The sequence below is a fragment of the Nonomuraea sp. NPDC049649 genome, from assembly GCF_040675175.1.
Classification (GTDB): Bacteria; Actinomycetota; Actinomycetes; order Streptosporangiales; family Streptosporangiaceae; genus Nonomuraea.
This window is the reverse complement of record NZ_JBFAOH010000007.1, coordinates 204,724-228,924: the sequence shown is the minus strand read 5'-3', so window position 1 is coordinate 228,924 and position 24,201 is coordinate 204,724. Positions and strand designations below refer to the sequence as shown.

The 24,201-nt window shown below is 72.6% G+C and carries 28 protein-coding genes and 1 pseudogene; 12 read left to right on the top strand and 17 right to left on the bottom strand.

All coding sequences use genetic code 11. The features are described 5' to 3' along the window. Positions 1-45: 45 nt before the first annotated feature. Positions 46-1,074 (bottom strand): helix-turn-helix domain-containing protein, encoded by a 1,029-nt coding sequence (locus AB0J42_RS12825; protein ID WP_364292476.1) that lies wholly within the window; start codon positions 1,072-1,074, stop codon positions 46-48. Between the two features lie 23 nt (positions 1,075-1,097). On the opposite strand from AB0J42_RS12825, the pseudogene AB0J42_RS12820 reads away from it, so the two are divergent. The 3 genes and pseudogenes from AB0J42_RS12820 to AB0J42_RS12810 form a co-directional block, all read left to right on the top strand. Beyond that, positions 1,098-1,184, top strand: a pseudogene (locus AB0J42_RS12820) (epoxide hydrolase N-terminal domain-containing protein); the annotation flags it as partial. Between the two features lie 58 nt (positions 1,185-1,242). Further along, entirely contained in the window at positions 1,243-1,824 is a 582-nt protein-coding gene (locus AB0J42_RS12815; RefSeq protein ID WP_364292473.1) for a hypothetical protein, read from the top strand. A 34-nt stretch (positions 1,825-1,858) separates the two neighbouring features. Further along, on the top strand, positions 1,859-2,395 hold the full coding sequence (locus AB0J42_RS12810; RefSeq protein WP_364292470.1) for an NUDIX hydrolase family protein: 537 nt from the start codon (positions 1,859-1,861) through the stop codon (positions 2,393-2,395). On the opposite strand, the gene AB0J42_RS12805 is transcribed toward AB0J42_RS12810, so the two are convergent. After that, positions 2,392-3,138 (bottom strand): siderophore-interacting protein, encoded by a 747-nt coding sequence (locus AB0J42_RS12805; protein ID WP_364292467.1) that lies wholly within the window; start codon positions 3,136-3,138, stop codon positions 2,392-2,394. The two genes, AB0J42_RS12810 and AB0J42_RS12805, sit on opposite strands and share 4 nt — an antisense overlap. 78 nt (positions 3,139-3,216) lie before the next feature. On the opposite strand from AB0J42_RS12805, the gene AB0J42_RS12800 reads away from it, so the two are divergent. Continuing rightward, positions 3,217-3,936 carry a TetR/AcrR family transcriptional regulator gene (locus AB0J42_RS12800; RefSeq protein WP_364292464.1) on the top strand — a complete coding sequence of 240 codons (720 nt, stop codon included), beginning with the start codon at positions 3,217-3,219 and terminating at the stop codon, positions 3,934-3,936. A 133-nt stretch (positions 3,937-4,069) separates the two neighbouring features. Further along, the gene (locus tag AB0J42_RS12795) at positions 4,070-5,146 is read left to right on the top strand and encodes a class I SAM-dependent methyltransferase (RefSeq protein WP_364292461.1); all 1,077 of its coding nucleotides are present in this window, start codon (positions 4,070-4,072) and stop codon (positions 5,144-5,146) included. 5 nt (positions 5,147-5,151) lie between these two features. Here the strand turns inward: AB0J42_RS12795 and AB0J42_RS12790 are convergent, their stop codons facing one another. From AB0J42_RS12790 to AB0J42_RS12770, 5 genes are read right to left on the bottom strand one after another with little or no spacing between them, the layout of a single operon-like run. Further along, complete coding sequence (locus AB0J42_RS12790) at positions 5,152-5,943, bottom strand: pentapeptide repeat-containing protein (protein ID WP_364292458.1); 792 nt, start codon at positions 5,941-5,943, stop codon at positions 5,152-5,154. Between the two features lie 17 nt (positions 5,944-5,960). Next, on the bottom strand, positions 5,961-6,605 hold the full coding sequence (locus AB0J42_RS12785; protein ID WP_364292454.1) for a response regulator transcription factor: 645 nt from the start codon (positions 6,603-6,605) through the stop codon (positions 5,961-5,963). Then, on the bottom strand, positions 6,596-7,705 hold the full coding sequence (locus tag AB0J42_RS12780; RefSeq protein WP_364292451.1) for a histidine kinase: 1,110 nt from the start codon (positions 7,703-7,705) through the stop codon (positions 6,596-6,598). Before AB0J42_RS12780 ends, AB0J42_RS12785 begins: the two co-directional genes overlap by 10 nt. Positions 7,706-7,716: 11 nt before the next feature. Then, entirely contained in the window at positions 7,717-8,478 is a 762-nt protein-coding gene (locus tag AB0J42_RS12775) for an ABC transporter permease (protein WP_364292448.1), read from the bottom strand. Further along, the gene (locus tag AB0J42_RS12770; protein WP_364292445.1) at positions 8,475-9,371 is read right to left on the bottom strand and encodes an ATP-binding cassette domain-containing protein; all 897 of its coding nucleotides are present in this window, start codon (positions 9,369-9,371) and stop codon (positions 8,475-8,477) included. Before AB0J42_RS12770 ends, AB0J42_RS12775 begins: the two co-directional genes overlap by 4 nt. A 111-nt stretch (positions 9,372-9,482) precedes the next feature. On the opposite strand from AB0J42_RS12770, the gene AB0J42_RS12765 reads away from it, so the two are divergent. Both AB0J42_RS12765 and AB0J42_RS12760 read left to right on the top strand, forming a co-directional pair. Beyond that, positions 9,483-10,055, top strand: a complete 573-nt coding sequence (locus AB0J42_RS12765; RefSeq protein WP_364292442.1) for a TetR/AcrR family transcriptional regulator — start codon at positions 9,483-9,485, stop codon at positions 10,053-10,055. A gap of 157 nt (positions 10,056-10,212) precedes the next feature. After that, entirely contained in the window at positions 10,213-11,394 is a 1,182-nt protein-coding gene (locus tag AB0J42_RS12760) for a Cmx/CmrA family chloramphenicol efflux MFS transporter (RefSeq protein WP_364292439.1), read from the top strand. On the opposite strand, the gene AB0J42_RS12755 is transcribed toward AB0J42_RS12760, so the two are convergent. Next, on the bottom strand, positions 11,361-12,023 hold the full coding sequence (locus AB0J42_RS12755; protein WP_364292436.1) for a class I SAM-dependent methyltransferase: 663 nt from the start codon (positions 12,021-12,023) through the stop codon (positions 11,361-11,363). The two genes, AB0J42_RS12760 and AB0J42_RS12755, sit on opposite strands and share 34 nt — an antisense overlap. A gap of 228 nt (positions 12,024-12,251) precedes the next feature. On the opposite strand from AB0J42_RS12755, the gene AB0J42_RS12750 reads away from it, so the two are divergent. Together AB0J42_RS12750 and AB0J42_RS12745 are read left to right on the top strand one after the other, a co-directional pair. Then, complete coding sequence (locus tag AB0J42_RS12750) at positions 12,252-12,581, top strand: hypothetical protein (protein WP_364292433.1); 330 nt, start codon at positions 12,252-12,254, stop codon at positions 12,579-12,581. Between the two features lie 99 nt (positions 12,582-12,680). Beyond that, the gene (locus tag AB0J42_RS12745; RefSeq protein ID WP_364292430.1) at positions 12,681-13,466 is read left to right on the top strand and encodes a TetR/AcrR family transcriptional regulator C-terminal domain-containing protein; all 786 of its coding nucleotides are present in this window, start codon (positions 12,681-12,683) and stop codon (positions 13,464-13,466) included. 114 nt (positions 13,467-13,580) lie between these two features. On the opposite strand, the gene AB0J42_RS12740 is transcribed toward AB0J42_RS12745, so the two are convergent. Continuing rightward, a complete protein-coding gene (locus tag AB0J42_RS12740; protein ID WP_364292427.1) occupies positions 13,581-14,006 on the bottom strand; it encodes a hypothetical protein in 426 nt (141 codons plus the stop codon). A gap of 21 nt (positions 14,007-14,027) precedes the next feature. Here AB0J42_RS12740 and AB0J42_RS12735 point away from each other — a divergent pair, with 21 nt between their 5' ends. Beyond that, positions 14,028-14,693 (top strand): ROK family protein, encoded by a 666-nt coding sequence (locus AB0J42_RS12735; protein ID WP_364292424.1) that lies wholly within the window; start codon positions 14,028-14,030, stop codon positions 14,691-14,693. Between the two features lie 6 nt (positions 14,694-14,699). Here the strand turns inward: AB0J42_RS12735 and AB0J42_RS12730 are convergent, their stop codons facing one another. The 7 genes from AB0J42_RS12730 to AB0J42_RS12700 all read right to left on the bottom strand — a co-directional run bounded on the left by AB0J42_RS12730 (position 14,700) and on the right by AB0J42_RS12700 (position 20,617). Beyond that, the gene (locus tag AB0J42_RS12730) at positions 14,700-15,422 is read right to left on the bottom strand and encodes an SRPBCC domain-containing protein (RefSeq protein ID WP_364292421.1); all 723 of its coding nucleotides are present in this window, start codon (positions 15,420-15,422) and stop codon (positions 14,700-14,702) included. Position 15,423: 1 nt separating this feature from the next. Further along, positions 15,424-16,011, bottom strand: a complete 588-nt coding sequence (locus AB0J42_RS12725) for a helix-turn-helix domain-containing protein (RefSeq protein ID WP_364292418.1) — start codon at positions 16,009-16,011, stop codon at positions 15,424-15,426. Between the two features lie 37 nt (positions 16,012-16,048). Next, the gene (locus AB0J42_RS12720) at positions 16,049-16,606 is read right to left on the bottom strand and encodes a DUF6624 domain-containing protein (protein WP_364292415.1); all 558 of its coding nucleotides are present in this window, start codon (positions 16,604-16,606) and stop codon (positions 16,049-16,051) included. A 162-nt stretch (positions 16,607-16,768) separates the two neighbouring features. Beyond that, entirely contained in the window at positions 16,769-16,924 is a 156-nt protein-coding gene (locus AB0J42_RS12715) for a hypothetical protein (RefSeq protein WP_364292412.1), read from the bottom strand. Between the two features lie 125 nt (positions 16,925-17,049). Beyond that, positions 17,050-17,994 carry a hypothetical protein gene (locus AB0J42_RS12710; protein ID WP_364292409.1) on the bottom strand — a complete coding sequence of 315 codons (945 nt, stop codon included), beginning with the start codon at positions 17,992-17,994 and terminating at the stop codon, positions 17,050-17,052. Between the two features lie 862 nt (positions 17,995-18,856). Next, complete coding sequence (gene add, locus AB0J42_RS12705) at positions 18,857-19,810, bottom strand: adenosine deaminase (RefSeq protein ID WP_364292406.1); 954 nt, start codon at positions 19,808-19,810, stop codon at positions 18,857-18,859. A gap of 45 nt (positions 19,811-19,855) precedes the next feature. Then, a complete protein-coding gene (locus tag AB0J42_RS12700) occupies positions 19,856-20,617 on the bottom strand; it encodes a class I SAM-dependent methyltransferase (protein ID WP_364292403.1) in 762 nt (253 codons plus the stop codon). A gap of 157 nt (positions 20,618-20,774) precedes the next feature. On the opposite strand from AB0J42_RS12700, the gene AB0J42_RS12695 reads away from it, so the two are divergent. Both AB0J42_RS12695 and AB0J42_RS12690 read left to right on the top strand, forming a co-directional pair. After that, on the top strand, positions 20,775-21,524 hold the full coding sequence (locus AB0J42_RS12695) for a protein phosphatase 2C domain-containing protein (RefSeq protein ID WP_364292400.1): 750 nt from the start codon (positions 20,775-20,777) through the stop codon (positions 21,522-21,524). A gap of 73 nt (positions 21,525-21,597) precedes the next feature. Further along, positions 21,598-22,620, top strand: coding sequence for an RNA polymerase sigma factor (locus AB0J42_RS12690; RefSeq protein ID WP_364292397.1), 1,023 nt, complete (start codon positions 21,598-21,600; stop codon positions 22,618-22,620). A 3-nt stretch (positions 22,621-22,623) separates the two neighbouring features. Here AB0J42_RS12690 and AB0J42_RS12685 read toward each other — a convergent pair whose 3' ends face one another. Further along, entirely contained in the window at positions 22,624-24,036 is a 1,413-nt protein-coding gene (locus AB0J42_RS12685; protein WP_364292394.1) for a wax ester/triacylglycerol synthase family O-acyltransferase, read from the bottom strand. Positions 24,037-24,201 lie beyond the last annotated feature (165 nt).

Sequence of the window (24,201 nt, the reverse complement as noted above, 5' to 3'; positions counted from 1 at the left end):
GCCTTTACGCTGTAGATTCGTCGCACAGCCGGCGGACACGCCCCGTCACTCCTCAAGCAGTCGGCGCGCAGTCAGGGCGAGCCTGGCGCGCACCAGACCCGTCGGGTCCGTCAGTTCGATGCCCAGGGCTTCGCCGATCTGGTCGAGGCGGCGGGCGACGCTGCTGTGGTGCAGGTGGAGCAGGTCGGCCGCGCGCCGGAGCGAACCGGTGGCGCAGTAGGCGTCCAGCGTCTCCAGGTCCTCCGGGTTCAGCCGGGCCAGCGCGGCCACGTCGGCGTTGCCGCGCGCCGTCTCCTGCGGGATCTCGGCCAGCAGCGCCAGCGCGCCCAGATCCGCGTAGTGCACGACCGGCTGCCGCTCGGTGGTGAACCGGAGCGCCGTCCGGGCTTCACACCACGACCGGTCGGGGCTGACCGCCGCGCCGATGCCCGCCCGGACGCCCGCCGGGATCCCGGCCGGGTCGACCGCGGAGACCAGCAGGACACCCACCCCGGCCAGCGGCGCCGCCTTCACCGGCCGTGACGGGCAGATCAGGGAGCCGAGCTGGTCGAGCGGAAGAGACGAGCGCACGGCGACGACCCGGACCGGCGAGTCGGCGGCGAACCCCAGCAGCCGCAGCGCCCGGGCCCTGGCGGCATCGTCGCTGCCCGCGCTGATCACCAGCTCGACGAGCGCCGGGTCGGCCATGGTGGTGCGGGCCGGACCGTATCGCTCGACCACCGCCGCGGCGGCGAGCGCGAGCCGGTCCAGCAGCACCTCGTCCAGCAGAAAACCCGGGCCGGGCCGTTCCAGCCATACTGTGCCGATCTCCTCGTCGTCCAGGGTGATCGGCTGCGTGCAGGACGCGGGCGCGGCCGGCCCGGAGGCCGGCCGGCCGTCGGGCGAGAAGCGGATCACCTGCCCGGTGCCGTGGAGCCGGATCCCGGCCACGCACTCGGCCAGCCCCGCCGAGGCGCGGGCCAGCACCGGCAGGTCGACCCGGCGGCGCATCAGCGTGTCGTAGAACATCACGATCCGGATCGCGCCCTCGACCTGCGTGTCGAGCTGCGACAGCCGTATGGCCAGTGCCTCCATGATGACCAGCGTATGCGGCGGAGATCCCGGGCTCGCAGATCAAGGAACGGCGCTCGGCCGACCCGGACGCGCTGCCGCTCATCATCACCCACGGCTGGCCGAGCTCTCCGATCGAGTTCCTCGACCTGATCAAGCCGCTGACCGGCGCCTTCCACCTGGTGATCCCGTGTGGCGCTCTGCCTGCCCATGGCCGCTCCCGGCAGGGTCGTCGGGGTGCACGTCAACGGGCCGAGCCCGTACCCCTTCGGCGGCCCGGTCGGCCTGGACGGCCTGGAGGGCCGGGACCTCGACCGCGCCAAGCGGTTCAACGCCTTCCAGGCCGAGGGCCTCGGCTATCTGCACCTTCAGGCGACCCGCCCGCAGACGCTCGGCTACTGCCTGACCGACTCGCCGGTCGGCCAGCTCGCCTGGATCGCGGAGAAGTTCGCCGAGTGGGCCGAGCAGCCGGTGGACCGCGACCGGCTGCTGGCGAACGTGAGCCTCTACTGGTTCACCCGCTCGGGCGCGTCCTCGGCCCACGCCGTGTACGAGGGGATGCGCGCGTACGCCCGGATGTCCGGCGGCGAGCAGGCGTGGCAGGGCCCGCCGCTGGGGGTGGCGGTCTTCGCGGGTGACCACAGCGTCCGCCGGCTGGTCGATCCGGCGGGCGCCATCGGGCACTGGTCGGAGTTCGACCGGGGCGGCCACTTCCCGGCCCTGGAGGTTCCCGGGCTGCTGGCGGGCGACATCCGGCGGTTCTTCGCCCGCTGACCGGCTGCGATCCCGCGGCCAGTACGATCAACGGGTGACCGAGATTACCGAGACCGTGCCCGGCTGGCTCGCTCCAGAGGAGCTCGAGTCGGTGCGTGGCCGCATGCCGATCCTGTACGTCGACGCGGTGCCGGTGCGGGTGGACGACACCGGCACGGTGACCCGCGTGGGGCTGCTGCTGCGCATCGCGCCCGACGGCAAGGTCAGCAGGGCCCTGGTCAGCGGCCGGGTGCTCTACCACGAGCGGGTCCGCGACGCTCTGCTCCGCCACCTGGAGAAGGACCTCGGCCCTGTCGCGCTGCCCAGCCTGCCCGCCTCGCCGGCGCCGTTCACGGTGGCGGAGTACTTCCCGACGCCCGGCGTCACGCCCTACCACGACCCGCGCCAGCACGCGGTCTCGCTGGCCTACATCGTGCCGGTCCGCGGCGACTGCCGCCCCCGGCAGGACGCGCTCGACCTGGTCTGGTTCACGCCGGAGGAGGCGGCCTCCCCGGCCGTGCAGCAGGAGATGACGGGCGGCCAGGGCGTGCTGCTCAAGCAGGCGCTCGCGCACGTGGGCCGGCTGCCCTAATGGTGCAGGCCCCGCTTGCCCGGGGCCCAGAACGGTTTCACCCTGATCGACTTCCGCGGCCAGTTGCGCTCGCGGACCAGGAAGTTCCGGACGAGCCGGCAGGTGCGCGCCTCCCCCGCCACGTACGCGGCGCCGTTGTTGCCCGGCAGCTCCAGCTCGGCCAGCAGCGCCGGTGACGCGACGGCGGAGGCGCCGTCCCGGTGCACGCGCCGCAGGTCGTGACCGCCGGGCATGGGCAGTTCGTCGCCCGGCCGGTCGCTCTCCAGCACCCCGTACACCCGCGCCCCCTCCCCCAGCGCCCGGACCATCGGCCCGAACGCGCAGGTGCCCGTCTCGTCCCCCGCGAACAGGTGGAAGTCCGCGTCGCGGGTGGCGAAGTCGCCCTGCGGCCCCCAGAAGGTCAGCGGGTCGCCCGGCCGGACCGTCTCCGCCCAGCGCAGCCCGATCCCGTCTCCCCCGTACAGATGGACGCGGAGCTCGATGGCGCGCTCGCGCGGCTCGTAGTCCCAGATCGTGTACGTGCGCAGCGTGTCGGCGGGCCGCATCAGCCCGCGCAGCGAGAGCGGGTCGTTGATCTGGATCCTGACGTGCTGTCCCGGCGTGTACGGCTGCGTGAGCGGCTCTTCGGCGACCAGGCGGACCCGCCGGATGGTGGAGGTCGCGTCCTCGACGTCGGTGACGACGGCCCCGGTGAAGTACTTGGCGAATATCCCAGTCAGGGGGTTGCGCGACGCCGTCTTCATTTAACGCTCCTAAGTTTGCTTAGAGCCATTAAGGAAACATAGACGCGCTAACATGTCAACCATCACCGGAGGAGGACGATGGCTGCCCAGCTGACGAGGCGCGAGCGGCAACGACAGAACACCCTGGCCGAGATCCGCGCGGCCGCCCGCCACCTGCTCGTCACTCAGAGCCCCGCGGCCGTGACGATCAACGCGGTGGCCCGCGAGGTGGGCATGACCGGCCCCGCCGTCTACCACTACTACGCGGGCCTCGACGACCTGCACGCCGCGATGACCACCGCCTTCTTCGAGGAACTGGCCGGCGCCATGACCGCGGCCCGCGACGCCTGCCCCGCCACCCAGCCCGGCCGCAGGCTGCTCGCCATCGCCCGCGCCATGCGCCAGTGGGCGATCACCCACCGGCCTGAGTACTGCTGGCTGTTCACCCGCCCCGCCCCACCGGCCGACCAGCGGCGGCCCGACTCGCCCGAGCACCGGGCGGCGCTCGGCTTCGAACGGGTCTGGCTGGAGGAAGCGGCCACGCTGTGGGAGACGGACCCCTTCCCCGTGCCCGACCTCGACGAGCTGGACCCGTCCCTGCGCAAGCAGCTGCGCGCCTACTCCGCCACGACCGGCGGGCGGTTGCCCCCGGAGGCCGCGCACGTCTTCCTCACCTCGTGGATCAGGCTGGACGGGCTGCTCTGCATGGAAGTCCTCAACCAGCTCAGCTTCGCCTTCACGGATGTGACGCCGCTCTTCGAGGAGTGCCTGCGCGAGGTGGCGACGAAGTTCGGGATCTCGTACGAGCGACCCGTCTGATCTGAAGGCCACCGCCTTTACAACGTAGATTCATTCAGAAGGCGCCGCTGATACCGGTATTTTTCCCTGTTTCCGCAGGTAGAGGTGGGTAAGGCTGGTCAACGGCCGTACCTTTCCGAAAGCGAGAACCGTCATGCCCACCTCCGACCGCACCAGCCTCCTGGCGGACCGGCTGTTCGGCAGCGCCGTCGGCGCCCTGGAGCTCTTCTCCGTGTACCTGGGCTCCGAGCTCGGCCTGTACCGGGCGCTGCACGAGCAGGGGCCGCGCACACCCGACGAGCTCGCCCGCGACGCCGGCATCGCGCCCCGGTACGCCCGGGAGTGGCTGGAGCAGCAGGCCGTCGCCGGGCTGCTCGACGTGGACGAGCCGCCCGGCGGCGAGCGCCGTTTCGCCCTGCCGCCCGAGCACGCCCGGGTGCTGCTGCACGCCGACGACCCGGCCTGCGTCGCCCCGTTCGGGCACCTGCTGGCAGGCATCGGCGGCGTGCTGGACCAGGTCGTGCGGGCGTACCGGACCGGCGAGGGCGTCCCCTACTCCGCGTACGGGCGTGCGTTCCGGCACGGGCAGGGCCACATCAACCGCCCGGCCTTCACCCACGAGCTGACCGGCGAGTGGCTGCGGGCGCTGCCGGACGTGGTGGAGCGGCTGCGGACCAGCCCCGAGCCGCGCATCGCCGACGTGGCCTGCGGGCAGGGCTGGTCGACGCTCGCGCTGGCCCGCGCCTTCCCGAACGCCCGGGTGGACGGCGTGGACTTGGACGACGCCTCCGTCGCCGACGCGCGGGCCAACGCCGAGGAGGCCGGGCTCGGCGACCGGGTCAGGGTGCGGCGCGCCGACGCGGCCACGCTCCCGGAGACCGGCCCGTACGATCTGGTGGTCATCCTGGAGGCCCTGCACGACCTGGCACGGCCGGTGGAGGCGCTGCGGGCGATGCGCGAAGCGCTCGCCGACGGCGGCGCGGTGCTGGTCGGCGACGAGCGGGTGCCGGACACGTTCACCGCGCCGGGCGGCGAGGTGGAGCGCATGATGTACGGCTGGAGCGTGACGCACTGCCTGCCCGCCCAGCTCGTGGAGGAGCCGACGGCCGCGACCGGCACGGTGCTCCGCGCGCCCGTGGTGCGCGAGCACGCCACTGCCGCCGGGTTCGCCCGCTGCACGGTGCTGCCGGTGGAGAACGACTTTTTCCGCTTCTACCGGCTGGACGGCTGACCCGCTCAGCCCCAGTGGGCGGGACGGCCGAGGGCGGGCGGCAGCTTGGTCGCGGCGTCGCCGATGGCGGCGTTGACCTGGGACTGGGTGAGGAAGAGCGCGCCCGTCAGGTCGGCCCCGCTCAGGTCGGCGGCGCGCAGGTCGGCCCCGATGAGGTCGGCCCGCCGCAGGTCGGCCTTCTTGAGCCGGGCGCCGATGAGGTAGGCGCCGCGCAGGTTGGCGCCGCGCAGGGCCGCCCCGGCGAGGTCGGCGCCCATGAGGTCGGCTCCCCGGCGTTCCTTGCCGCGCAGCCCGGCGCGGGCCAGCTCGCTGACGCGCAGCAGCAACGGGTTGACCCGCTCGCGCCAGGCGGCCACGTCCACGGCGAGGATCTGATCGGGGGTGCCGCGGGTGAGCCCCTCGATCTCGTCCAGACAGGCGCGGAGGTCGGCGTGGAGCGGGCGGGCGGCGGAGAGCGTCAGCGCCTCGGTGAGGTACCACAGCAGCTCGTGCAGGTGGCGCACCACCGGGAAGACGGCGAACATCTCGCGGGCCGTCCCGGGCCGGCTCCGCCAGTCGTGACCCTCGTACACGACCTGGGAGACCTGCTGACCGGCGCCGAAGCAGTCGTAGGCGGCGCAGCCGGGGAAGCCCTCGCCGCGCAGGTCGCGGTGGATGCCGCAGCGGAAGTCGGCGCGCAGGTTGCGGCACGGCTCGCCGGCCGCCTTATCGACGGCGAAGTCGGCGGAGCGGGAGAAGGGCAGCGCCACGCAGCACAGCCCCGAGCAGCTCGCGCAGTCGGCTCTGAGTTCACGCACGCGCCGTCGCCCCCGGGTCAGTCGTTGAGGTAACGCAGGATCGCCAGCACCCTCCGGCTGTAGGCGGGGGTGGCGGGCAGCTCCAGCTTGTCGAAGATGGCCTGGATGTGCTTCTCGACCGTGCTCAATGATACGTGCAGGTCGTCGGCGATCGCGCCGTTGGCGTAGCCCTGCGCCAGGCGGTGCAGCACCTCGCGCTCGCGGCCGGTGAGCCGGCTCAGCGGGTCGGCGCGGCGGGCGCGGGCCAGGAGGCGGCGGACCACCTCGGGGTCGATGACGGTGCCGCCCGCGTGCACCCGCTCCAGCGAGCCGAGGAACTCGGCCACCTCCGACACCCGGTCCTTCAGCAGGTAGCCCAGCCGTTCGCCGGACCCGGCCAGCAGCTGGGCGGCGTACGTCCGGTCCACGTACTGCGACAGCACCAGCACGCCCACCTCCGGCCAGCTCTCGCGGATGCGCAGCGCGGCGCGGAGCCCGTCGTCGGTGTGGGTGGGCGGCATGCGCACGTCGACCACAGCCACGTCGGGCCGGTGCGCGGCGACCGCCTCGATCAGGGCGGGCGCGTCGCCGACCGCGGCCACGACCTCGTGGCCGGCGTCCTGCAGCAGGCTGGCCAGGCCCTCGCGGAGCAGCACGCTGTCCTCGGCCAGGATCAGCCGCACGCCGGCTCCTTCGGCAGCGTGGCGGTGACCCGGGTGCCGCCGCCGGCGGGGCTGACGACCTCGAAGGCGCCGTCGAGCGCGAGCACCCGGCGGGCCAGCCCGGACAGCCCGCCGCCGGACGGGTCGGCCCCGCCCGCGCCGTCGTCGGAGACGTCCACCCGCACCGCCTTCCCGTCCTCGCCGAGCACGACCAGGATGTCACGGGCGCGGGCGTGCTTGATCGCGTTGGTGATCGCCTCCCGGGCGACGAAGTAGAGCGCGGTCTCGACCTCCCGTGCCGGTCGTTCGCTGAGGTCGTAGTGGACGGTCACGGGTACGGGCGAGCGTTCGGCCACGCCGTCGAGCGCGGCGCGCAGGCCCAGCTCGTCCAGGGCGGTCGGGTAGATCCGCCAGGCGACGCTGCGCAGCTCGTCCAGGAGCCGGCGGGACTCGGCGTAGGCCTGGTCGACCAGGGCGGGGGCGTCGGCGGGGCTGTGACGGGCCCGGCCTAGCAGCATGGCCAGGGCGACCCCGCGCTGCTGGACGCCGTCGTGCAGGTCGCGCTCGATGCGGCGGCGCTCGTCGTCCACGGCGCGGACGATGCCGTAGCGGGTGGTGGTCAGCTCGGCGATGCGCCGCCGCAGCCGCTCCTGGACGCCGGGGCCGAGGAACCGTTCGGCCAGGCGGTGCTCGGCGGCGACGGTGGCCCAGCAGCAGAGCCCGGCGAGGGCCAGCAGCACCGCGGCGCAGGCCAGGCCGATGGTCAGGCTGTCGGTGGTCAGGTTGATCCCGGGGAAGCGCAGCACCACCGGCGTGGCCGACCCGGTCGCCACGGCCCATCCGGCGCCGGTCAGGAACAGCACGCCGACGAAGCCGAAGGCCAGCGTCGCATAGCCGCCGATCAGGCCGGCCACCGCACGGGCCGCGAGGTAGCCGGTGCCCGCCCCGCCCGGTTCGGGCTCGTACCCGAGAAAGACCCGCAGCCGGGCGCGTTCCAGGGCCACGAGCCGCGGCGCCCAGCGCCCGCGCGCGGGCCAGGCGAGGGCGAGCAGCACCAGCGCCGCCGCCCCGGTGACCATCCCGGCCAGCACGCCGGCGAGCCTGCGCAGGATGACGTCCACGGCTGCGCAGTCTAGGCGTCGCGCCGGCGCAGCACCGCGTAGCCGGCGGCCAGGGCGAGCGCCGTCCAGGCGGCGAGCCAGGCCAGGCCCTCCCCCGGCGGGTACGGGAGCGGGCCGCCGGTGAGGTTGTCGGTGCTCTCCAGGAACGCCATCCCGGCGAACGTCGGCAGCCGCAGCGAGACCTCCAGCGCGACCGGGGCGCCCGTCATGACCAGCAGCAGCGGCAGCCCGAGCGTCGCCATGAACAGCACCGCGAGCGCCCCGGCCGAGCCGCGCAGCGCCGCGCCCGCCCCCACCGCCAGCACCCCGATCAGCGCGTGGAAGACACCGAAGCGCAGCAGGTCGGCCGCGGTCTCGGCGGGCGCGAGCCCGGGCGCGGCCCGGAACACCGGGGCGAGCAGCACCAGGTAGGTGGCCAGGGCGGCGGCCGCGCCCGTCAGCACCGTGGCGGCGAACAGCAGCGGCGCCACCACGAGCGCCTTGGCCGCGAGCATCCGGCCGCGCACCGGCACCGCCTGAAGGGTGGGCCTGATGGTGCCGGAGGCGTACTCGGCGGTGACGGCCAGCACGGCCAGCGTGATCGCCGCGTACTGGGAGAACAGCATCACCGACACGACGGGCTCGGTCGCCTGGACCCGCTCCCCCGCGGAGGCCGCGGCGCCGCCGAGCGCGACCGCGCCGAGCACGCTCACCACCACGCCCGCGGCGAGGCAGAGCCAGGTGGAGCGGACGGACCGGAGTTTGACCCACTCGGCCGCCACGGCGTCTCTCATCGTGTCACCCCGTACTCGACGCTGTCCGCCGTGAGCTCGTGGAACGCCTGTTCCAGGGAGGGTTCGCGGGGGCTCAGCCCGTGCAGCCGCACGCCCGCCTCGTGGGCGAGGTCGCCGACCCGTTCGACGGCGGCGCCGGTCACCAGCAGCTCGTTCTCGCCGCGCCTGACGGTCTTCAGCCCCTCGGCGGTCAGGCGGGCGGCCAGGTCGCCCGCGTGCGGGGTGCGGACCAGCACCTCGGTGGCCGCCAGCAGCCGCGACAGCGGCGCGTCCGCGAGCAGCCTGCCCTTGCCGATCACCACCAGGTGGTCGGCGGTGAGCTGCATCTCGCTCATCAGGTGGCTGGAGACGAAGACGGTGCGGCCCTCGGCGGCCAGCGACCGCATCAGCTCGCGCACCCAGCGCACCCCGTCCGGGTCCAGCCCGTTGACGGGCTCGTCGAACATCAGCACCTCGGGGTCCCCGAGCAGCGCCGCGGCGATGCCCAGCCGCTGGCTCATGCCGAGCGAGTACGTGCCGGCCCGTCTGCCCGCCACCGCGGCCAGGCCGACCCGTTCCAGGACGAGCGTGACGCGCCGTGCGGGGATGCCGTTGGCGCGGGCGAGCGCCAGCAGGTGGGCTCTCCCGCTGCGGCCGGGGTGCGCGGCGCGGGCGTCGAGGAGCGCGCCGACCGTGCGCAGGGGCCGGTCGAGCCGGTGGTACGGGATGCCGCCGATGAGGGCGGTGCCGGAGGTGGGCCGGTCCAGGCCGAGGATCATGCGCATCGTGGTGGACTTGCCCGCGCCGTTCGGGCCGAGGAACCCGGTGACGGCGCCGGGTTTCACCTGGAGGGTGAGGCCGTCCACGGCGGCGCGCTCGCCGTAGCGTTTGGTGAGCCGGTCAAGGGTGATCATGTGCTCTCACGCTAGGCGGGCGGGAGGGCGCCGGCCATGAGGCGGCCCGTCGACTCGTATGGCGGATTCCCGTATTGCACAGACCAGTCCAAAAACGCTACCGTGAAGGACATGGCACGACCGAGGACGTTCGAGGAGGGGCAGGCCGTCGAGGCGGCCATGCGGGCGTTCTGGGAGTCCGGCTACGAGGCCACCTCGACCCAGGACCTGTGCACGGCCACCGGGCTGGGCCGCAGCAGCATCTACAACGCCTTCGAGGGCAAGCGGGAGCTGTTCGACAAGGCGCTCCGCCGCTACATGGCTCAGAAGGACGCCGAGCTGGCGGAGCTGCTGGAGAGCGGGCTGCCCGTCAGGGAGAAGGTCCGCGCGCTGCTGTGGTACGCGGTCGACTCCCCCGAGAGCGACCCGCCGGGCTGCTTCGTCACCAACACCCTCGTGGAGCTGGGGACGCGCGACCCGGAGCTGGCCGGGCCGGCCAGGCGCCACCAGGAGGAACGGGTGGCCCGGCTGCGCGACGCGTTCGCGGCCGCCCGCGCCCAGGGCGAACTGGCCCCCGACCGCGACCCGGACGCGCTCGCGCACTTCCTCATGGCCACGATCGGCGGCATGCGGGTGGCCGCCCGCGGCGGCGCCGACCGGGCGGCACTGGAGGCGATCGCCAGGACCGCACTCCAGGCGTTCTGACCCCCCGTCTTTTCCGCCCTCCACCCCACTCCTGACCATGTCTCATTCGCCCTCTCCCCCACATCCGTCCACGTTTCTTCGCCCCCCTCCCCCACATCTGTTTGTGTTCTTTTTCGTCTTCATTTTGTACTGACCCATCTAAAATCGGAGGCCTTTCATGCCGCTGGCCGTCTACATCCTGGGCGTGGCCATCTTCGCCCAGGGCACCTCGGAACTCATGCTCGCCGGGTTACTGCCCGAGCTCTCCGCCGACCTGGGCGTGTCCGTGCCGGACGCGGGACTGCTCATCTCCGGGTTCGCGATCGGCATGCTGGTCGGCGGCCCGGCGCTGGCCGTGCTGACCCTGCGCTGGCCGCCCCGTACCGCACTGCTGTCCTTCATGGCGGCGTTCGCCGCGATGCACGTGGTGGGGGGGCTGACCTCCTCCTACGAGGTGCTGCTGGCGACCCGGGTGGCGGGCGCCTTCGTGTACGCCGGATTCTGGGCGGTGGCGGCCGTGACCGCGATCAACCTGGTCCCGGCCGGTGCCCGGGGGCGGGCGCTGAGCGTGGTGGTGGGCGGGCTCACCATGGCGATCCTGATCGGCCTGCCCGCCGGCACCCTGATGGGCCAGAGCCTGAGCTGGCGCGCCACGTTCTGGGCGGTGGCCGCGCTGTCGGCCCTCGCCGCGGCCGGCGTGCTCGCCACCGTCCCGAACACCCGGCCGCAGGGCGAGGAGCCGAGCGTGCGGGCCGAGGTGCGCGCGCTCGCCCGGCCGCAGGTCTGGCTCGCCGTCGCCACCACCGCCGTCTCCACCGCGGCCCTGATCGTGGTCTTCACCTACCTCGGCGCGCTGGTCGTCGACACGACGGGCCTGGCGCCGGTCTGGGTGGCGGGCGTGCTCGCTCTGTACGGGCTGGGCTCGCTGATCGGAGTCACCCTCGGCGGACGGGTGGCCGACGCCCGGCCGTTCGCCCTGCTGTTCGCCGGCCTGTCGGGCGTCACGCTGGTGTCGGCCGGGATCGCGCTGGGCGCCGCGGCGGCCTGGGCGGTGGTGCCGCTGGCGTTCCTGCTGGGCGCGTTCGGCTTCGCGGCCAACCCGGCGCTCAACGCCCGCGTGTTCACGCTGGCGGCGGGCGCGCCGACGCTGGCCGCGTCGGTGAACGTGTCGGCCTTCAACCTGGGCATCACCGCCGGCCCCTGGCTGGGCGGGCTGGCGCTGGAGGCCGGGCTCGGATACCCGTCCATCGGCTGGATCGGCGCAGTGCTCGGCCTGGCGGCACTGGCCCTGGTGGCGCTCGCCCGGAGGGCGGCGGAGCCGGTAGTTCAGCCGGTTGAGCCGGTCGTGCGCGCCTCGTAGACGGAGACCGCGAACGGCCGGTCGGCCGAGTTCTCCACGAGCTCGCTCACCTGGGACAGCGGCCCCGCGTGCACGAACCGGTGCAGCCGCCGCGCCTCCGGCCACGGGTGCACCAGCACCAGCACCCCGCCGGGGCTGAGCAGCCCTCGCAGCTGCTCGCTGGCGCGCTTGAGCCGGTCGCGGCGTCCCAGGTAGTAGAGCGTCTCCGCGCAGAACACCAGGTCGTAGCGGCGGCCGGGCCTGAAGGTGAGGATGTCGGCGGACAGCAGCGTGGCACGGTCCGCGGCCATCTCCACCCGCTCGGCCGCCCGGGCCAGCGCCCGCTGAGAGATGTCGAGCCCGGTGACGTCGGCGTCGGGGTAGGCGTCCAGCAGCTGCGTGGTGAAGACGCCCTCGCTGCAGCCGACCTCCAGGATGCTCCCGTAGCGGCGGTCGGGGATCTGCGCGAGGGTGGCCGCGTACTTGGCCTGCTCGTACGCGTCCGTACCCATGCGCCATGGGTCGGGGTTGCGATGCCACCAGTCGAAATAGCGGCGCAGAAGCGCGCCCTGCCCTCGCGACCCCAGCAGTGAGAGCGACCGGAAGAACGTCCGGTGCAGCCTGTCCCCGACATCTCTGACCCGCGCCATGCGGCCTCCCCCGCGTCGCGATCCCCGGAGATTTCATCCTGCACGATGAGATCGCTCCGCGAGCGGCAACGGCGCGGCCCTCGACTCCCGGAAACGCGCCGCATTTTCGGTAAAGCCGGGATGTGCCCGATCTTGGGGGAGTTCTGGCGTCTAGCGAGGGTTTCCCAGATCGCGATGATGGCTACATAGAGCAACGGATCTATAACACTTCGTGATCAGAGGGAGATCATGAAAGCTAAGCTCATCGCCGCCGGCGGCCTGCTGCTCGCCTCCGCTGCCTTCGCTACCGCCACGGCCGCCCCGGCGACCGCCACGTCGTTCCCGCACTGCGTGTTCGACGCGGGCTATGACGGCTCCTGGCTCAGGACCCACGGCGACGACATCGAGATCGGCACCCGGCGCGCCGACGTGTGCAAGCGCATCTGGGACTTCCACCGCTACCTGCCGGTCCCCGGCCACTACTACCACGGCTACAACCCCGACAACTACCAGGGCGACACCTACCAGGACGACGAGGGCGACGACTACGACGTCGAGACCTACGACTACGACTACTGACCGGAGCTCCCGGCGATGACCGGCGCCGGCACGGCCCGTCCGTGCCGGCGCTCGCCGTCGATATCCTCGACGCCTGAGGAGATCGCGAGGAGCCGCACATTGGTCGTCTACGCCGGGCAGGGTGATCCGCGCCGGTCGATGGCGCTGCTGTGGCGGGCCGAACCCGCCGCCGGGCCGCGCCCCGGGCCCAAGCCCGGGCTGAGCGTCGGCGAGATCGTCGACGCCGCCATCGCCATCGCCGACGCCGAGGGGATGGCCGCGGTCTCGATGCGGCGGGTCGGCGAGCGGCTGGGCCGCAGCGGCATGGCGCTTTATACGTACGTGCCGGGCAAGGACGAGCTGGTCGACCTCATGTACGACCGGGCGCTGGCCGCGCTGCCCGCCTCCTACGACCTGTCCGGCGGCTGGCGGGCGGCCGTGTCTTCGTGGGCACGCGAGGTCCGCGCCTTCTACCTGCGCCACCCCTGGGCGCTGCGGCTCTCGCAGGCCCGCCCGGTGCTCGGCCCGAACGAGTTCGCGCTCCTGGAGTCGCTGGCCGCGATCCTGCACGAGACCGGCCTGCCGCCCGAGACGCTGCGCGGCGCCGTGGCGCTGCTGACCGACTTCGTCCGCGGGTCGGCCGCCACCGTGGCCGAGACCCGGCAGGCCCGGGCGGAGACGGGCGTCCCGGACGAGGAGTGGTGGCGCGCCAGGTCGGCGATCCTGGCGGAGGTCGCCCCCGGCTTCACCGGCCGCTACCCGGCGCTGTCGCGCATCGAGGCCGAGCCACCCCGGCCGGGCGAGGAACCGATCCGCTACCTGGAGCGCAAGTCGAGCCAGGCATTCGAGACGGGCCTCACCGTCATCCTCGACGGCCTGGAAGCCGCGATCTCCCGCCCCTCGTAAGCCCGCAACGCCCCGCGAGTCCACGACGTCACGCCCCCGCAGCCCGGACACCGGCACACCTCGCCAGGCCGCGATCTCTCGCAACTCAGGGACCGGCACACCTCACACTCGATGTCACAGTTCTCGCAGCTCGGGGACCGGCACACCGTGCGAGGCCGAGGCGGGGCGCAGCGACCCGGCCAGCAGGCCCATCGCGGCGGTGAGCGCGGCGAACACCAGCCGGATGACGACGGCCATCCCCACACCGAACAGCGCGAACCCGGCGACCGTGACGGCGGGGACGCGCCCGGCCGCGACCAGCACCGTGCCCACGGTGGCCAGGACGGCGGCGCACCGCACCGTACGGACCGGGCCGAACCTGGCGATGACCCGATCCCCGCCGAACCTGGTGAGCACCATGAAACCGGCGAACACGGCGTAGGCCACGGCGCCCACGGCCTCGCTCGCCCCCGTGACCTCGATGGTGTAGATGGCGGCCCACTGCATGGTGGACAGCTCCGCCATCGCCGCGCACACCCCGACGAGACCGATGACGAACACGGCCTTGGTCGGGAGGGCGAAGTGCGGCGGCAGGTCGCCGCGGCGGCGGCCGGCCCGGCCCTCGACGCCGTGGCCGTCGGCGTGCCGGGCGTGGTGGACCCGCGCACCGGCGACATGCTGGAGGCGAGCATGCTGCCCGGCTGGCGGCCCGGCCTGCTGGGCGACCTGCGCGAGAGGCTGGCCACCTCGGTCGTGCTGGAGAACGAGGTGAACCTGGCCGCGCTGGCCGAGCACCGCGAGGGCGCGGCGGCCGGGCGGGACGACTTCATCATGCTGTGGCTGGACGACGGGGCGGGGTCGGCCATCGTCCTCGGCGGCGTCCCGCGGCAGGGGGCGTCGGGCGGTGCGGGCGAGATCGGCTTCCTCGGCTCCCCCGCCGGGTCGATCTGCGACCTGCTCACCCGCGAGGAGGTCGCCCGGGTGGACATCGACGAGCTGGCCCGCCGGGCGGTGCAGGCCGCGTTCCCCGGGGTCGCGGTGCTGGACCCCGGCCTGGTCGTGCTGGCAGGCAGCACCGGGCGTGAGTGCGGCCCGGAGCTGGCGTCCCGGGTCGCCGGCGGGCTCGCGGCGCCGGCGCCGGTGCCGACCGAGGTACGGGCGACGGAGGTCGAGGGCGACCCGGTGGTCAAGGGGGCGGTGGCCACGGCCCTGACGATGGCGCGCGACGCGCTTTTCGGCGCGCCGTGAGCCGGGTCAGCCGTGGAGCCGGTCCAGCCAGGCTCGCCAGGCCGGGCCCTGGTCGGCGGGGTCGCCGAACAGGTGGTGGGAGGCGATCATCGGGCCGCGGAAGCCCTGCATGAAACGGTAGAGCGCGTTCCCGGCGCGGATGCCCAGGGTCTGGTCGCCGCGGTGGTAGACGACGCCGTCGATCGGGGGCAGGCCGGGCAGGTCGAGCCGGACCTTCCCGCCGGGCGCGGCGTCCCCGACCTCGGCGTACAGGGTCTGCCAGGCGCGCGGCCAGTCGGTGACCGGCGGGCCGAACTCCGTGACCGGGGTGGCGCGGCGGCCGGGGAAGTGGGTCAGGTACTCCACGAGCGTGGCGAAGAACAGTGCGGCGCCGCCGGTCATGGCCTCGTACTCCTCCGCCCAGTCGTCGCCGGGCAGGAAGCCGCTGGTGACCATCCGCACCAGGGTGCTGCCCCGGTCGCGGCCCTCGACCAGGAACTCGTACGCGACGAAGCGCCCGTCGTCGCCGGTGGCGCTCGCGTGGGCGAAGCGGCGCGGCTCCTCGGCCGCGGTCACCCGGGACGGCGGCATCTCGCCGCCGCCGAAGGCGGTGCGCACCACGCCGCCGGCCACCTCGGTACGGCCCAGGAACCACGAGTCGATGCCGGGGCCGGTGGAGATGGCCGCCCACACCTCCTCCGGGGTCGCCCCGACCTCGGCCTCCAGGGGAAGCTCGAACTCGTGACCCACCTCAGCTCTCCTCCTTGACCGCGGGGTGGACGGCGACGACCAGCCGGTGCGGGCGCCCGCCGGGGGCCTGCTCGTCGTGGTACTTGCTCACCAGGCGGGTGACGGCGTCTGCCAGCTCCTCGGCGAACGCGGCCCGGTCGGCGGCCGAGGCGAAGCGGACCTCGCCGTCGACGGCGAAGGTGGCGACCCGCTTGCCGGCCGCGCGGGCGCCGGTGATCAGCGAGCCGACGTCGCGCACCGTCTTGGCCGCGAGGGCCAGCAGCCAGGCGGCCGAGAGCCGGTCGGGGGCGCGGCCGGGGTCGGGCTGCAGGGCGGCGAGGGCCGTCGGGGAGATCACGAAGGACGCGGCCCTGGCGCGCATCACCCGCTCGGTGACGTTGCCCTTCTTGCGTTCCTCGACCAGCTCGACGAGGCCGTGCTTCTCCAGGGTGCGCAGGTGGTAGTTGACCTTCTGCCGGGCGAGGCCGACCTTGGCGGCGAGCGAGGTGGCCGAACCGGGTTCGACCAGCTCTGCCAGGAGCCGGGAGCGCATCGGATCGAGCGACGCCTCGGCGGCCGCAGGATCCTCGATCACCGTCACTTCGTCCATGCGCCCAACATCCCACCGACAAAAAATATTGTCAATCCTACTCCATCGCCTTCAGCTCCTTCAGGTACTCCTCCAGCGGCTGCAGCCCGGCCTCGGCGCGGCGCGCGTCCACCCCCGCCTCGTCCTCGATCGGGGTGCGTGGCTGCCACTCGCCGTCCCGGTCCACCTGCCACTGGGTGCCGTAGCGCTGCGGCTTGCCCTCCGCGACCCTTACCCGATCCTCCAGATAGGCGAGGTTGCCCGGGGAGGCGTCACCCTCGGCGACCGCCTCGCGCAGCAGGCCCAGGGCCCGGCGCTGCAGGTCGAGGTCGCGGTCGGCGTGCTGGACGAGCGCCCAGGCCGCGTCCTCGCCGTCCTCCCCCACCAGCGCGTAGCCGGGCCAGCCGTGCTCGTCGAGGATCGCGTGCATCCGCTGGGTGTTGGCCCGCTCGACCCGATCCCATTCGGCCTCGTCGGCGTCGGGAGTCCGGATCTCCTGATCCTGCCGGAGCATGTCCAGCAGCTCGGCGCGGAGCCCGGGATCGGCCGGCGCGCCGTCACCACAGGCCGCGGCCAGCAGCAGGACGGTCAGGACACATGTCAGAAACGTCCGCATGCTCGACCGTACCGCGCCGCGGATCACCGGAACAGACCTCGCGTACGAGTGACAGCGCGCAGTCAGGCGGCGAGCCGAGCAACCAGAGACGTTGCGGACTCGCGCGACGAAGCGGTGACCGTCAAGCGGTGTGGCTCATGCCCGACATCTGGCGCGTAGGGCTCAGTCCTCGCCGTAGTAGAAATCGGCATCGTCCTCGTCCCCGCCGGCGGCCAGGAACTCCTCGCGCGTCATGTCGGCGGGCTCCAGCGACGTACCCGGGCTGTCGTATTCGGGACCGCCATGCTCGGCCGAGTCGTAGACCTCTTCGTCGTCCATTTGCTGCACGATCAAGAAGATACCGCCGGGATGTGACAAGTCCGGCTCTTGTCCGGAAGGTTCACAGTGCTGATCCGAGGCCCCTTCATGACAGGCTCAGGTCCATCATTCGGGGATATCACACGTCACTCGGCGACCCAGAAGCTCCAGTTTTCCGGTGCCCTGGGCCAGGTGGGATCGGGTAGCCAGCCGGGCGGGGGTTCCCAGCCTTCGGGAGCCGGTGGCCAGCCCGGTGGTGCGACGAATCTGATCCGCGTGGGTTTCGGTGGAATGGGTGCGTGGAACCCCGTAGCGGCCGGACTTTCGGAGGATGAGTCACCGACGGTGGGAGCCTCGGGTTCCGTCTGGACGTCGGGCCGAGCGTGACCGAGGGGGCCCGGCCAGTCGTGAGGCAGTTCGTGAGCGCGGGCGCAATAGAGCGTGACCTCCGCCTTGAGGTGGTTTCCTCTCAGCTTCGCTCTGGAGACAGCCATATGCCCCATGGCGTCGAGGTGACGTATCGCCGGAAGTAGTTCGCCGCTCATCTTCGGCGTCAGTTGCCCGACGCGTTTCCCGTCGAGCCGTACCTCGACGAGTTGTTTCACTGTGCGCCCGCTGGAGTCGCTCATCTCGTGCAACGTCGCGTACGCGTAACTCTCGCCCTCTGCCTGCAGCAGCGGTTTGATTTCGGTGAGGTGATGCTCTTCGCCGCTCACTTGGATTGCCCCGCCGTGCGGTAGTACGACATGGAGTTCTTGCGGCGGGGTGTTCATCGGCAGACAAAGGTGCGGCTCGCCGAGGGCGACGGTGACTCTCGCGCTGAACCGTTCGATCGGTGCGAGGTTCCCGTTCCGGTCGTAGTCGTGATCAGTGAACTGCCCGCCCCGGATGCGACAGGGCACGCGGGCGACGAACCCGGAGGTAGTCAGGTGACGGAGCAAGGCCTGATACCTGACCGCGTCATTTCGTGGGAGATATCCGACGGTCTCGTGCTGGACCAGCACCACCACCGCGTACGGGTCGTGCCGGTTGGCCGGTTCGGGGACCAGGAGTGCGGTCGTCTCGAACTCGTCGAGTCCCTTGGCACCCATGCGCAGCAATCTCTCTAATGCGGGAAGGTAGTGGCTCTCCCCAGCGACCTCTTGGTTGCACCAGTTGTTGTGTCCCCACAAGTCGAAAGGGGTTGAGTTCGCGGCGTGGAGGTGAGGACCGTTGCCGTGGTTGCCTATGATCACCGGCTGGGCTTCCGTTCATCCTGTGTGACCGAGATTCGAAACCGAACGCCAGGATAGGGATTCGGGGTCGGATCAGGTAGCCGTCATGGGTTCCCGGGTGAACTGGTAGTCGCCGGGGCATGATCTCACCGTTTCAGGGACAGGGGTCTCATTCCACGCGCCGCGACCATCGGGTCGGACACTGGCGACCGGATGGCGAAGTTCTCACGGCGTGGAGCGGCAGGTGGCGCGGGTCGGCTACGTTGTAGAGGGGAAACGCGCCTGTGCACCGGGACTGTGGGCGTGGGACCGCATGCCCAGCCCGAAACTTGGTGACAAGTTGGGCTTGTCCCTACTGGCCAGGCGGTAGGCCTGAGTAAAGACTCGTGCGAGGAGTTCCACCATGCATGGCGAGTCGCCGTCTCAGACCCGTCCCGCGGCCCGGTCGTGTTCGCGCCGGCCGGTCCCCGAACCCGGGTACCGCCGGGCGCACCGCCGTGCCTTAATCCGTCTGCCCGGATGCCGGATTCCGGAAACGCCGTGCCGCCGGCTCCCGGCGGCCGATCGGCCCGCGCGCTCGCGTCCGGTGAGTGCGCGCCTTCCCAGGGCGGAGAGCCGCCCTCAGTTCGCCGGCGAGCGAGTGCCGCCGGCCGGGCAGGGCCCGGTGCGGCCCAACGGATATGAGAGCCTGCGGCAGGGCTGGCAGCATCTCGACGGGGTGCCTCTGCCGCGTGATCGTTTACAACCCCGTCCCCCCGTCCAGCCACGCGTCGATGCCCGCGAGCAGCTCCGTCTTGAGCTCCGGGCGGGCGAAGGACGCCCGGACCCCGGCCCTGGCCAGTTCGGCGAGGTCGGCGTCCGGCCAGCCGAACGTGTCGCGCACGCGGGCGTACTCGTCCGCCAGCGACGTCTCCCCGTCGGTGTTGAGCGTCACCGTCAGCCCCGCCTCGCGCAGCAGGGGCAGCGGATGCTCCGCCAGTGACGGCACCAGCCCGAGCAGGACGTTCGACGTCGGGCACACTTCCAGCGGGATGTCCCGCTCGCGCACGTAGCGCGTCAGCGCCGGGTCCTCCAGCACGCGGATGCCGTGGCCGAGGCGTTCGGCGTGGCCCAGCGTGAGCGCCTCGCGGACGCTGTCCGGACCGCCGAACTCGCCCGCGTGGTGCACCAGGCGGAGTCCCGCGTCCCGGGCCGCGTCGCAGACCTCGGCGAACGGGGCCAGCGGGTGGCTCTCGTCGCCGGCCAGCCCGATGCCGGCGACCTCCTCGTACCGCACCGCGAGGTCGTAGGTGCGCCACATGCGCGCGGCCGGGCGGCGGCGGGAGTGGTCGAGCAGCACGCGGCATTCGAGACCGTGCTTCTTGCCCTCGGCCAGCCCGTCGAGCACCGCCTCCAGCGGCATCTCCGGCGCGCCCAGCCGCTCGCCGTGAGAGGCCGCGGTGAACGTCACCTCGGCGTAGCGGGTGCCCTGAGCGGCCTCGTCCTCGCAGAACTCGGCCGCGACGCGCCGGAAGTGCTCAGGGGTGCGCAGCAGGCCGCGCACCCGCGCCCGCTGGTCGGCGAAGTCGCGGAAGCTCCGGAACGGCGTGTCTCCGGGGGGTGTGCCGCCGAGGTCGCGGATGGTCTCGGGCCGTACGGTGCTTTCGAGGTGGACGTGCAGGTGGGCCTTGGGAAGCGCCCGGATGTCTCTCACCCGGGCACTCTAGGGATCTCCCCGCACCAGACGCATCCCGATATTTCAGGACCTGCGGGTGATGCGGATCTTCGACTGCTTGTGCGGGAGCTGCTCCCAGTCGTCCATGAAGACGGCGTCCAGCCCGTGCCGGGCGGCCAGCGCGACCAGCGTCTCCGTGCGGTAGTAGAAGTCCTCCCGCAGCACGTGGTGCTCCTTGCCCACCGTCCTGTCGAAGGTGAAGTCGAACCAGGCCTGCGGCTTCATGACCCGCCCCACGTGCGCGAAGCACTCGTCGATGACCTCGATCGGCGAGTGGGAGAAGACGCTGTGGGCGTGCACGACGTCGAAGTGCTCGTCCGGCAGGAAGGCGAAGCGCAGGTCGCGGACCGGCGTGAGGTGCGGCAGCTTGTCGCGCAGGCCATGCGTGACCACGGTGTCCTGGGCGGACATCAGGATGTCCGGCGAGATGTCGAGGCCGTAGTAGTTGCCGCTGTGCAGGTAGTCGATGAACAGCCGGCCGGCCCGCAGGTTGCCGCAGCCGATCTCCAGCATCCGGAACTCCGGCTTGAGCCCGTGCTCGATCAGGTAGTCGAACTGCAGCTGGCCCAGGGCCAGCCAGCGCCGGTGGGAGTGCGACCCGACGGCGCCCTCGGGGCTGCGCGCGGTGTCGTCCTTCATGACGGCGCGGTAGTAGGCGACGTGGTCGCGGGTGCGCAGCCGCAACCAGGTGTCGCGGGACAGCCGCCGCAGGTGCGGCATGATCTTGCGCGGGTTCTTGAGCGCATACCGTGCCTGGTGGACGAGGCTCGAACGGGGGCGTGTCACAAGAGGCACCACCAATGGGATGTGCGGACGAGGGCCTGGTGCTCAGAACCTAGAACGGGCCCGGGAGTTTGTGATCGCGTGACACGGAAATCTTGATTCCCGCATGGCTTTTCCTGGCCGTTGCCCGCCGGTCCGATGGTGAAACCCGAGGAGTTCGATGCTGCGCGTCAGTTTCGCGAGCGCCGCCGCCCCTGGCCGGGCGAACGAGGACTACGTGCTCGCCGGGCCCTCCTGGGTGGTGCTGCTCGACGGGGCGACCCCGGCGCCGGGGGTGGACGCGGGCTGCGATCACGGGGTGCCGTGGCTGGTGCGCACGCTCGCCGCCGCGCTCGTCCCGGGCCTGGAGGGCGGCGCCCCGCTGCCGGAAGCGCTGGAGGCGGCGATCACCGCCACGATGGCGGCCCACGGCGGCTCCTGCGACCTGGCCGCCCCCGGCTCGCCGTCGGCGACGGTGGCGCTCGCCCGCCGCCGCGGTGACCTGCTCGACTACCTGGTGCTGTGCGACTCGCCGGTGGCCCTGTGGCGGCGCGACGGCCGGGTGACGGTCGTCCGCGACGACCGGCTCGACCAGCTGCCGGGCGGTCGTCCGTACTCGCTGGAGCTGGTGAACGCGATGCGCAACCGGCCGGGCGGGTTCTGGGTCGCCAGCGCCTGCCCGCGGGCGGCGCGGGAGGCGCTGAGCGGCGCGGTGCCGGTGCGGGAGCTGCGCGGGGCGGCGCTGTTCACCGACGGCGTGACGCGGCTGGCCGAGTGGTACGGGCGAGCCTGGGAGAGCCTGGTGGCCGGGGCCGCCGAGCCGGAGCGGCTGCTGGCCGAGGTGCGCGAGCAGGAGCTGGCCAGGGGCGTGCCGCGCGGAAAGCTCCACGACGACGCCACCGCCGCCTGGGTGTCGTTCCCGCCCGGGTGACCGCTGTCACAAGCATCAGGCCGCGTTGGGTAGCTTGAAAGGGAAGAGTTCCTCCTCTGCCAGCAGGGGGTCGATGCCCGAACGCCGCCGCAGCCGCCGATCCGTCCACCCGCAGAGCGAGGAGAGTGCCGTGAGCCAAGCCGCACAGGTCATCGAACTTGACGACAGCACCGCCGACAGCCCAGGCGTCGGCGCCGACTCCGTCAAGACGTATCTGAAGGAGATCGGACGGGTCCCCCTGCTCACCGCGGAGCAGGAGATCGAGCTGGCCAAGCGGATCGAGGCGGGGCTGTTCGCCAGGGAGCGGCTCAACACCGAGCCCGACCTCGACGACGAGCTCCGCGCCGACCTCGAGTGGATCGCCCTCGACGGTGAGCGCGCCAAGCGGCGCATGCTGGAGGCCAATCTGCGGCTGGTGGTGTCCATCGCCAAGCGCTACACCGGCCGCGGCATGCTCTTCCTCGACCTCATCCAGGAGGGCAACCTCGGCCTCATAAGGACGATCGAGAAGTTCGACTACCGGCTGGGCTACAAGTTCTCCACCTACGCCACCTGGTGGATCAAGCAGGCGATCACCCGCGCGATGGCCGACCAGGCGCGCACGATCCGCATCCCGGTCCACATGGTCGAGCTCATAAACAAGGTCGCGCGGGCGCAGCGCCGCCTGCAGAGCGAGCTGGGCCGCGACCCGCTGCCCGAGGAGATCGCCGCCGAGACCGACCTGACCCCGGCGCGGGTGGTGGAGGTGCAGAGCTACGGCCGCGAGCCGATCTCCCTCGACACGCCGCTGGGCGACGACGGCGACAGCGAGTTCGGCGACCTGATCGAGGACACCGAGGCGGTCTCCCCCGCCGACGCGGTCTCCTTCACGCTGCTCCAGCACCAGCTCCGCGCGCTGCTCGACCAGTTGTCGGAGCGGGAGGCGGGCGTGATCTCGATGCGGTACGGGCTGATCAACGGCAGTCCGATGACCCTCGACGAGATCGGCCGGGTCTACGGGGTGACGCGCGAGCGGATCCGCCAGATCGAGGCGAAGACCATGTCGAAGCTGCGCCACCCGTCCCGCGCGATGGCGCTGCGCGACTATCTGAGCTGAGGCTCAGGCGTCCAGGAGTTCGTCGAGCGAGTCGCGCAGGTATTCGGCGAGCTCCCAGGCGTCCGGCACCATCTCCCGGTCGGTGACGACGCCGAAGTCGACCGAGCCGTCGTAGGAGAAGGCGGTGATGTTGACCCCGCCGCTCATGTCGGTGATCACCGAGACCGGATAGTAGGTGAGCAGCCGCGCGCCCGACACGTACAGCGGGAACTGCGGGCCGGGCACGTTCGAGACCATCACGTTGATGGGCGGCGCCGTCTGGCCGAGCAGCCCGAACGCCGACCGGGAGGCCAGCCCCATGAGGGCGGCCGGCATCGCCTCGCTGAACTCGCGCAGCCAGCGGGCCGGCGCCAGCGCGAACCGGTCCTTGATCCGGCCCATCGCGTCGTGGACGTCCCGCAGCCGCTCCACCGGGTCGGCCAGGTGCGCGGCCAGCGGCGCGGGCACCAGCGTGACCTGGTTGCCCGCCTCCTCGTCGCCGGTGTCACGGAGCGAGAACGGCACCCCGGCCACCAGCGGCCGGTCGGGCGGCCCGCCGTGCGCGTCCATCCAGCGGCGCAGCGCCCCCGCGCAGACCGCCATGACCACGTCGTTGACGGTCACCTCGAACCGCTTGCGCACCGTCTTGATCTCGCCCAGCGGCAGCGACACGAACGCGAACCGCCGGTGCTGGGAGACCGGGCCGCTGAACGGCGTCCAGGGCGCGGGCGCCGCCGGCAGCTCCGGCGCCTGCCCCGCACCGGCCGCCTTGCGGGCCAGCCCGGACAGCGCGCGGCTGCCGGGCAGCGACGACAGCACCGGGATCTCGTCCAGGTGCGGCACCGCCTGCGCCACGAACCGCACCGCGTGCGCCGGGTTGAGCGCCAGCCTGGTCAGGCCGCGCAGCAGCATCTCGGCGGCCCCGGGCGGCGGCTCGTCGCGTTCGGGCGCGTGCGGGGGCGGCGGCGCGGGCTCGGGCGCCAGGTCGAGCAGCGCGGCCAGCACGTCGGCGCCGCCGATGCCGTCCACCGCCGCATGGTGGATCTTGGTGTAGAGGCCGGTGCGGCCGCCGGCCAGCCCGTGGATCAGGTAGATCTCCCACAGCGGCCGCGACCGGTCCAGGCGGCGCGCGTGCAGCCTCGACACCTGCTCGGCGAGCTGCCGGTCGTCGCCGCCAGGCGGCAGGCCGATCTCGCGTACGTGATAGTCGAGGTCGAGGTCGTCCTCCTGCTCCCAGTACGGGTGGTCCAGGCCGAGCGGCACCGGGGCCAGCTTGCGCCGCAGCGCGGGCACGTACGGGAGCCGCGCCCGCAGCATGTCCTGCAGGTCGGCACGGCTGAGATCGCCGTCCAGGATGGCCAGGCCGGCGATGTTGGCCACGTTGGTCGCGGTCTCGAAATGGAGAAACTGCGCGTCCAGTGCGGATAGCTGGGGCATGCGTCACCTCTGCCCAGACCCAACCATTTCTGTCCTGCCGGGAGCAAGCGGGGGTGCCGCCGACCTCGACGATCCGTCCGGGATGACCCCGGACGGTGCCTTCTGGGCCGTCTGTCCCTAGTCTGCTGGCAGAGGTCCGGTTCTTTCCCGCCCCCGGGCGGGGTC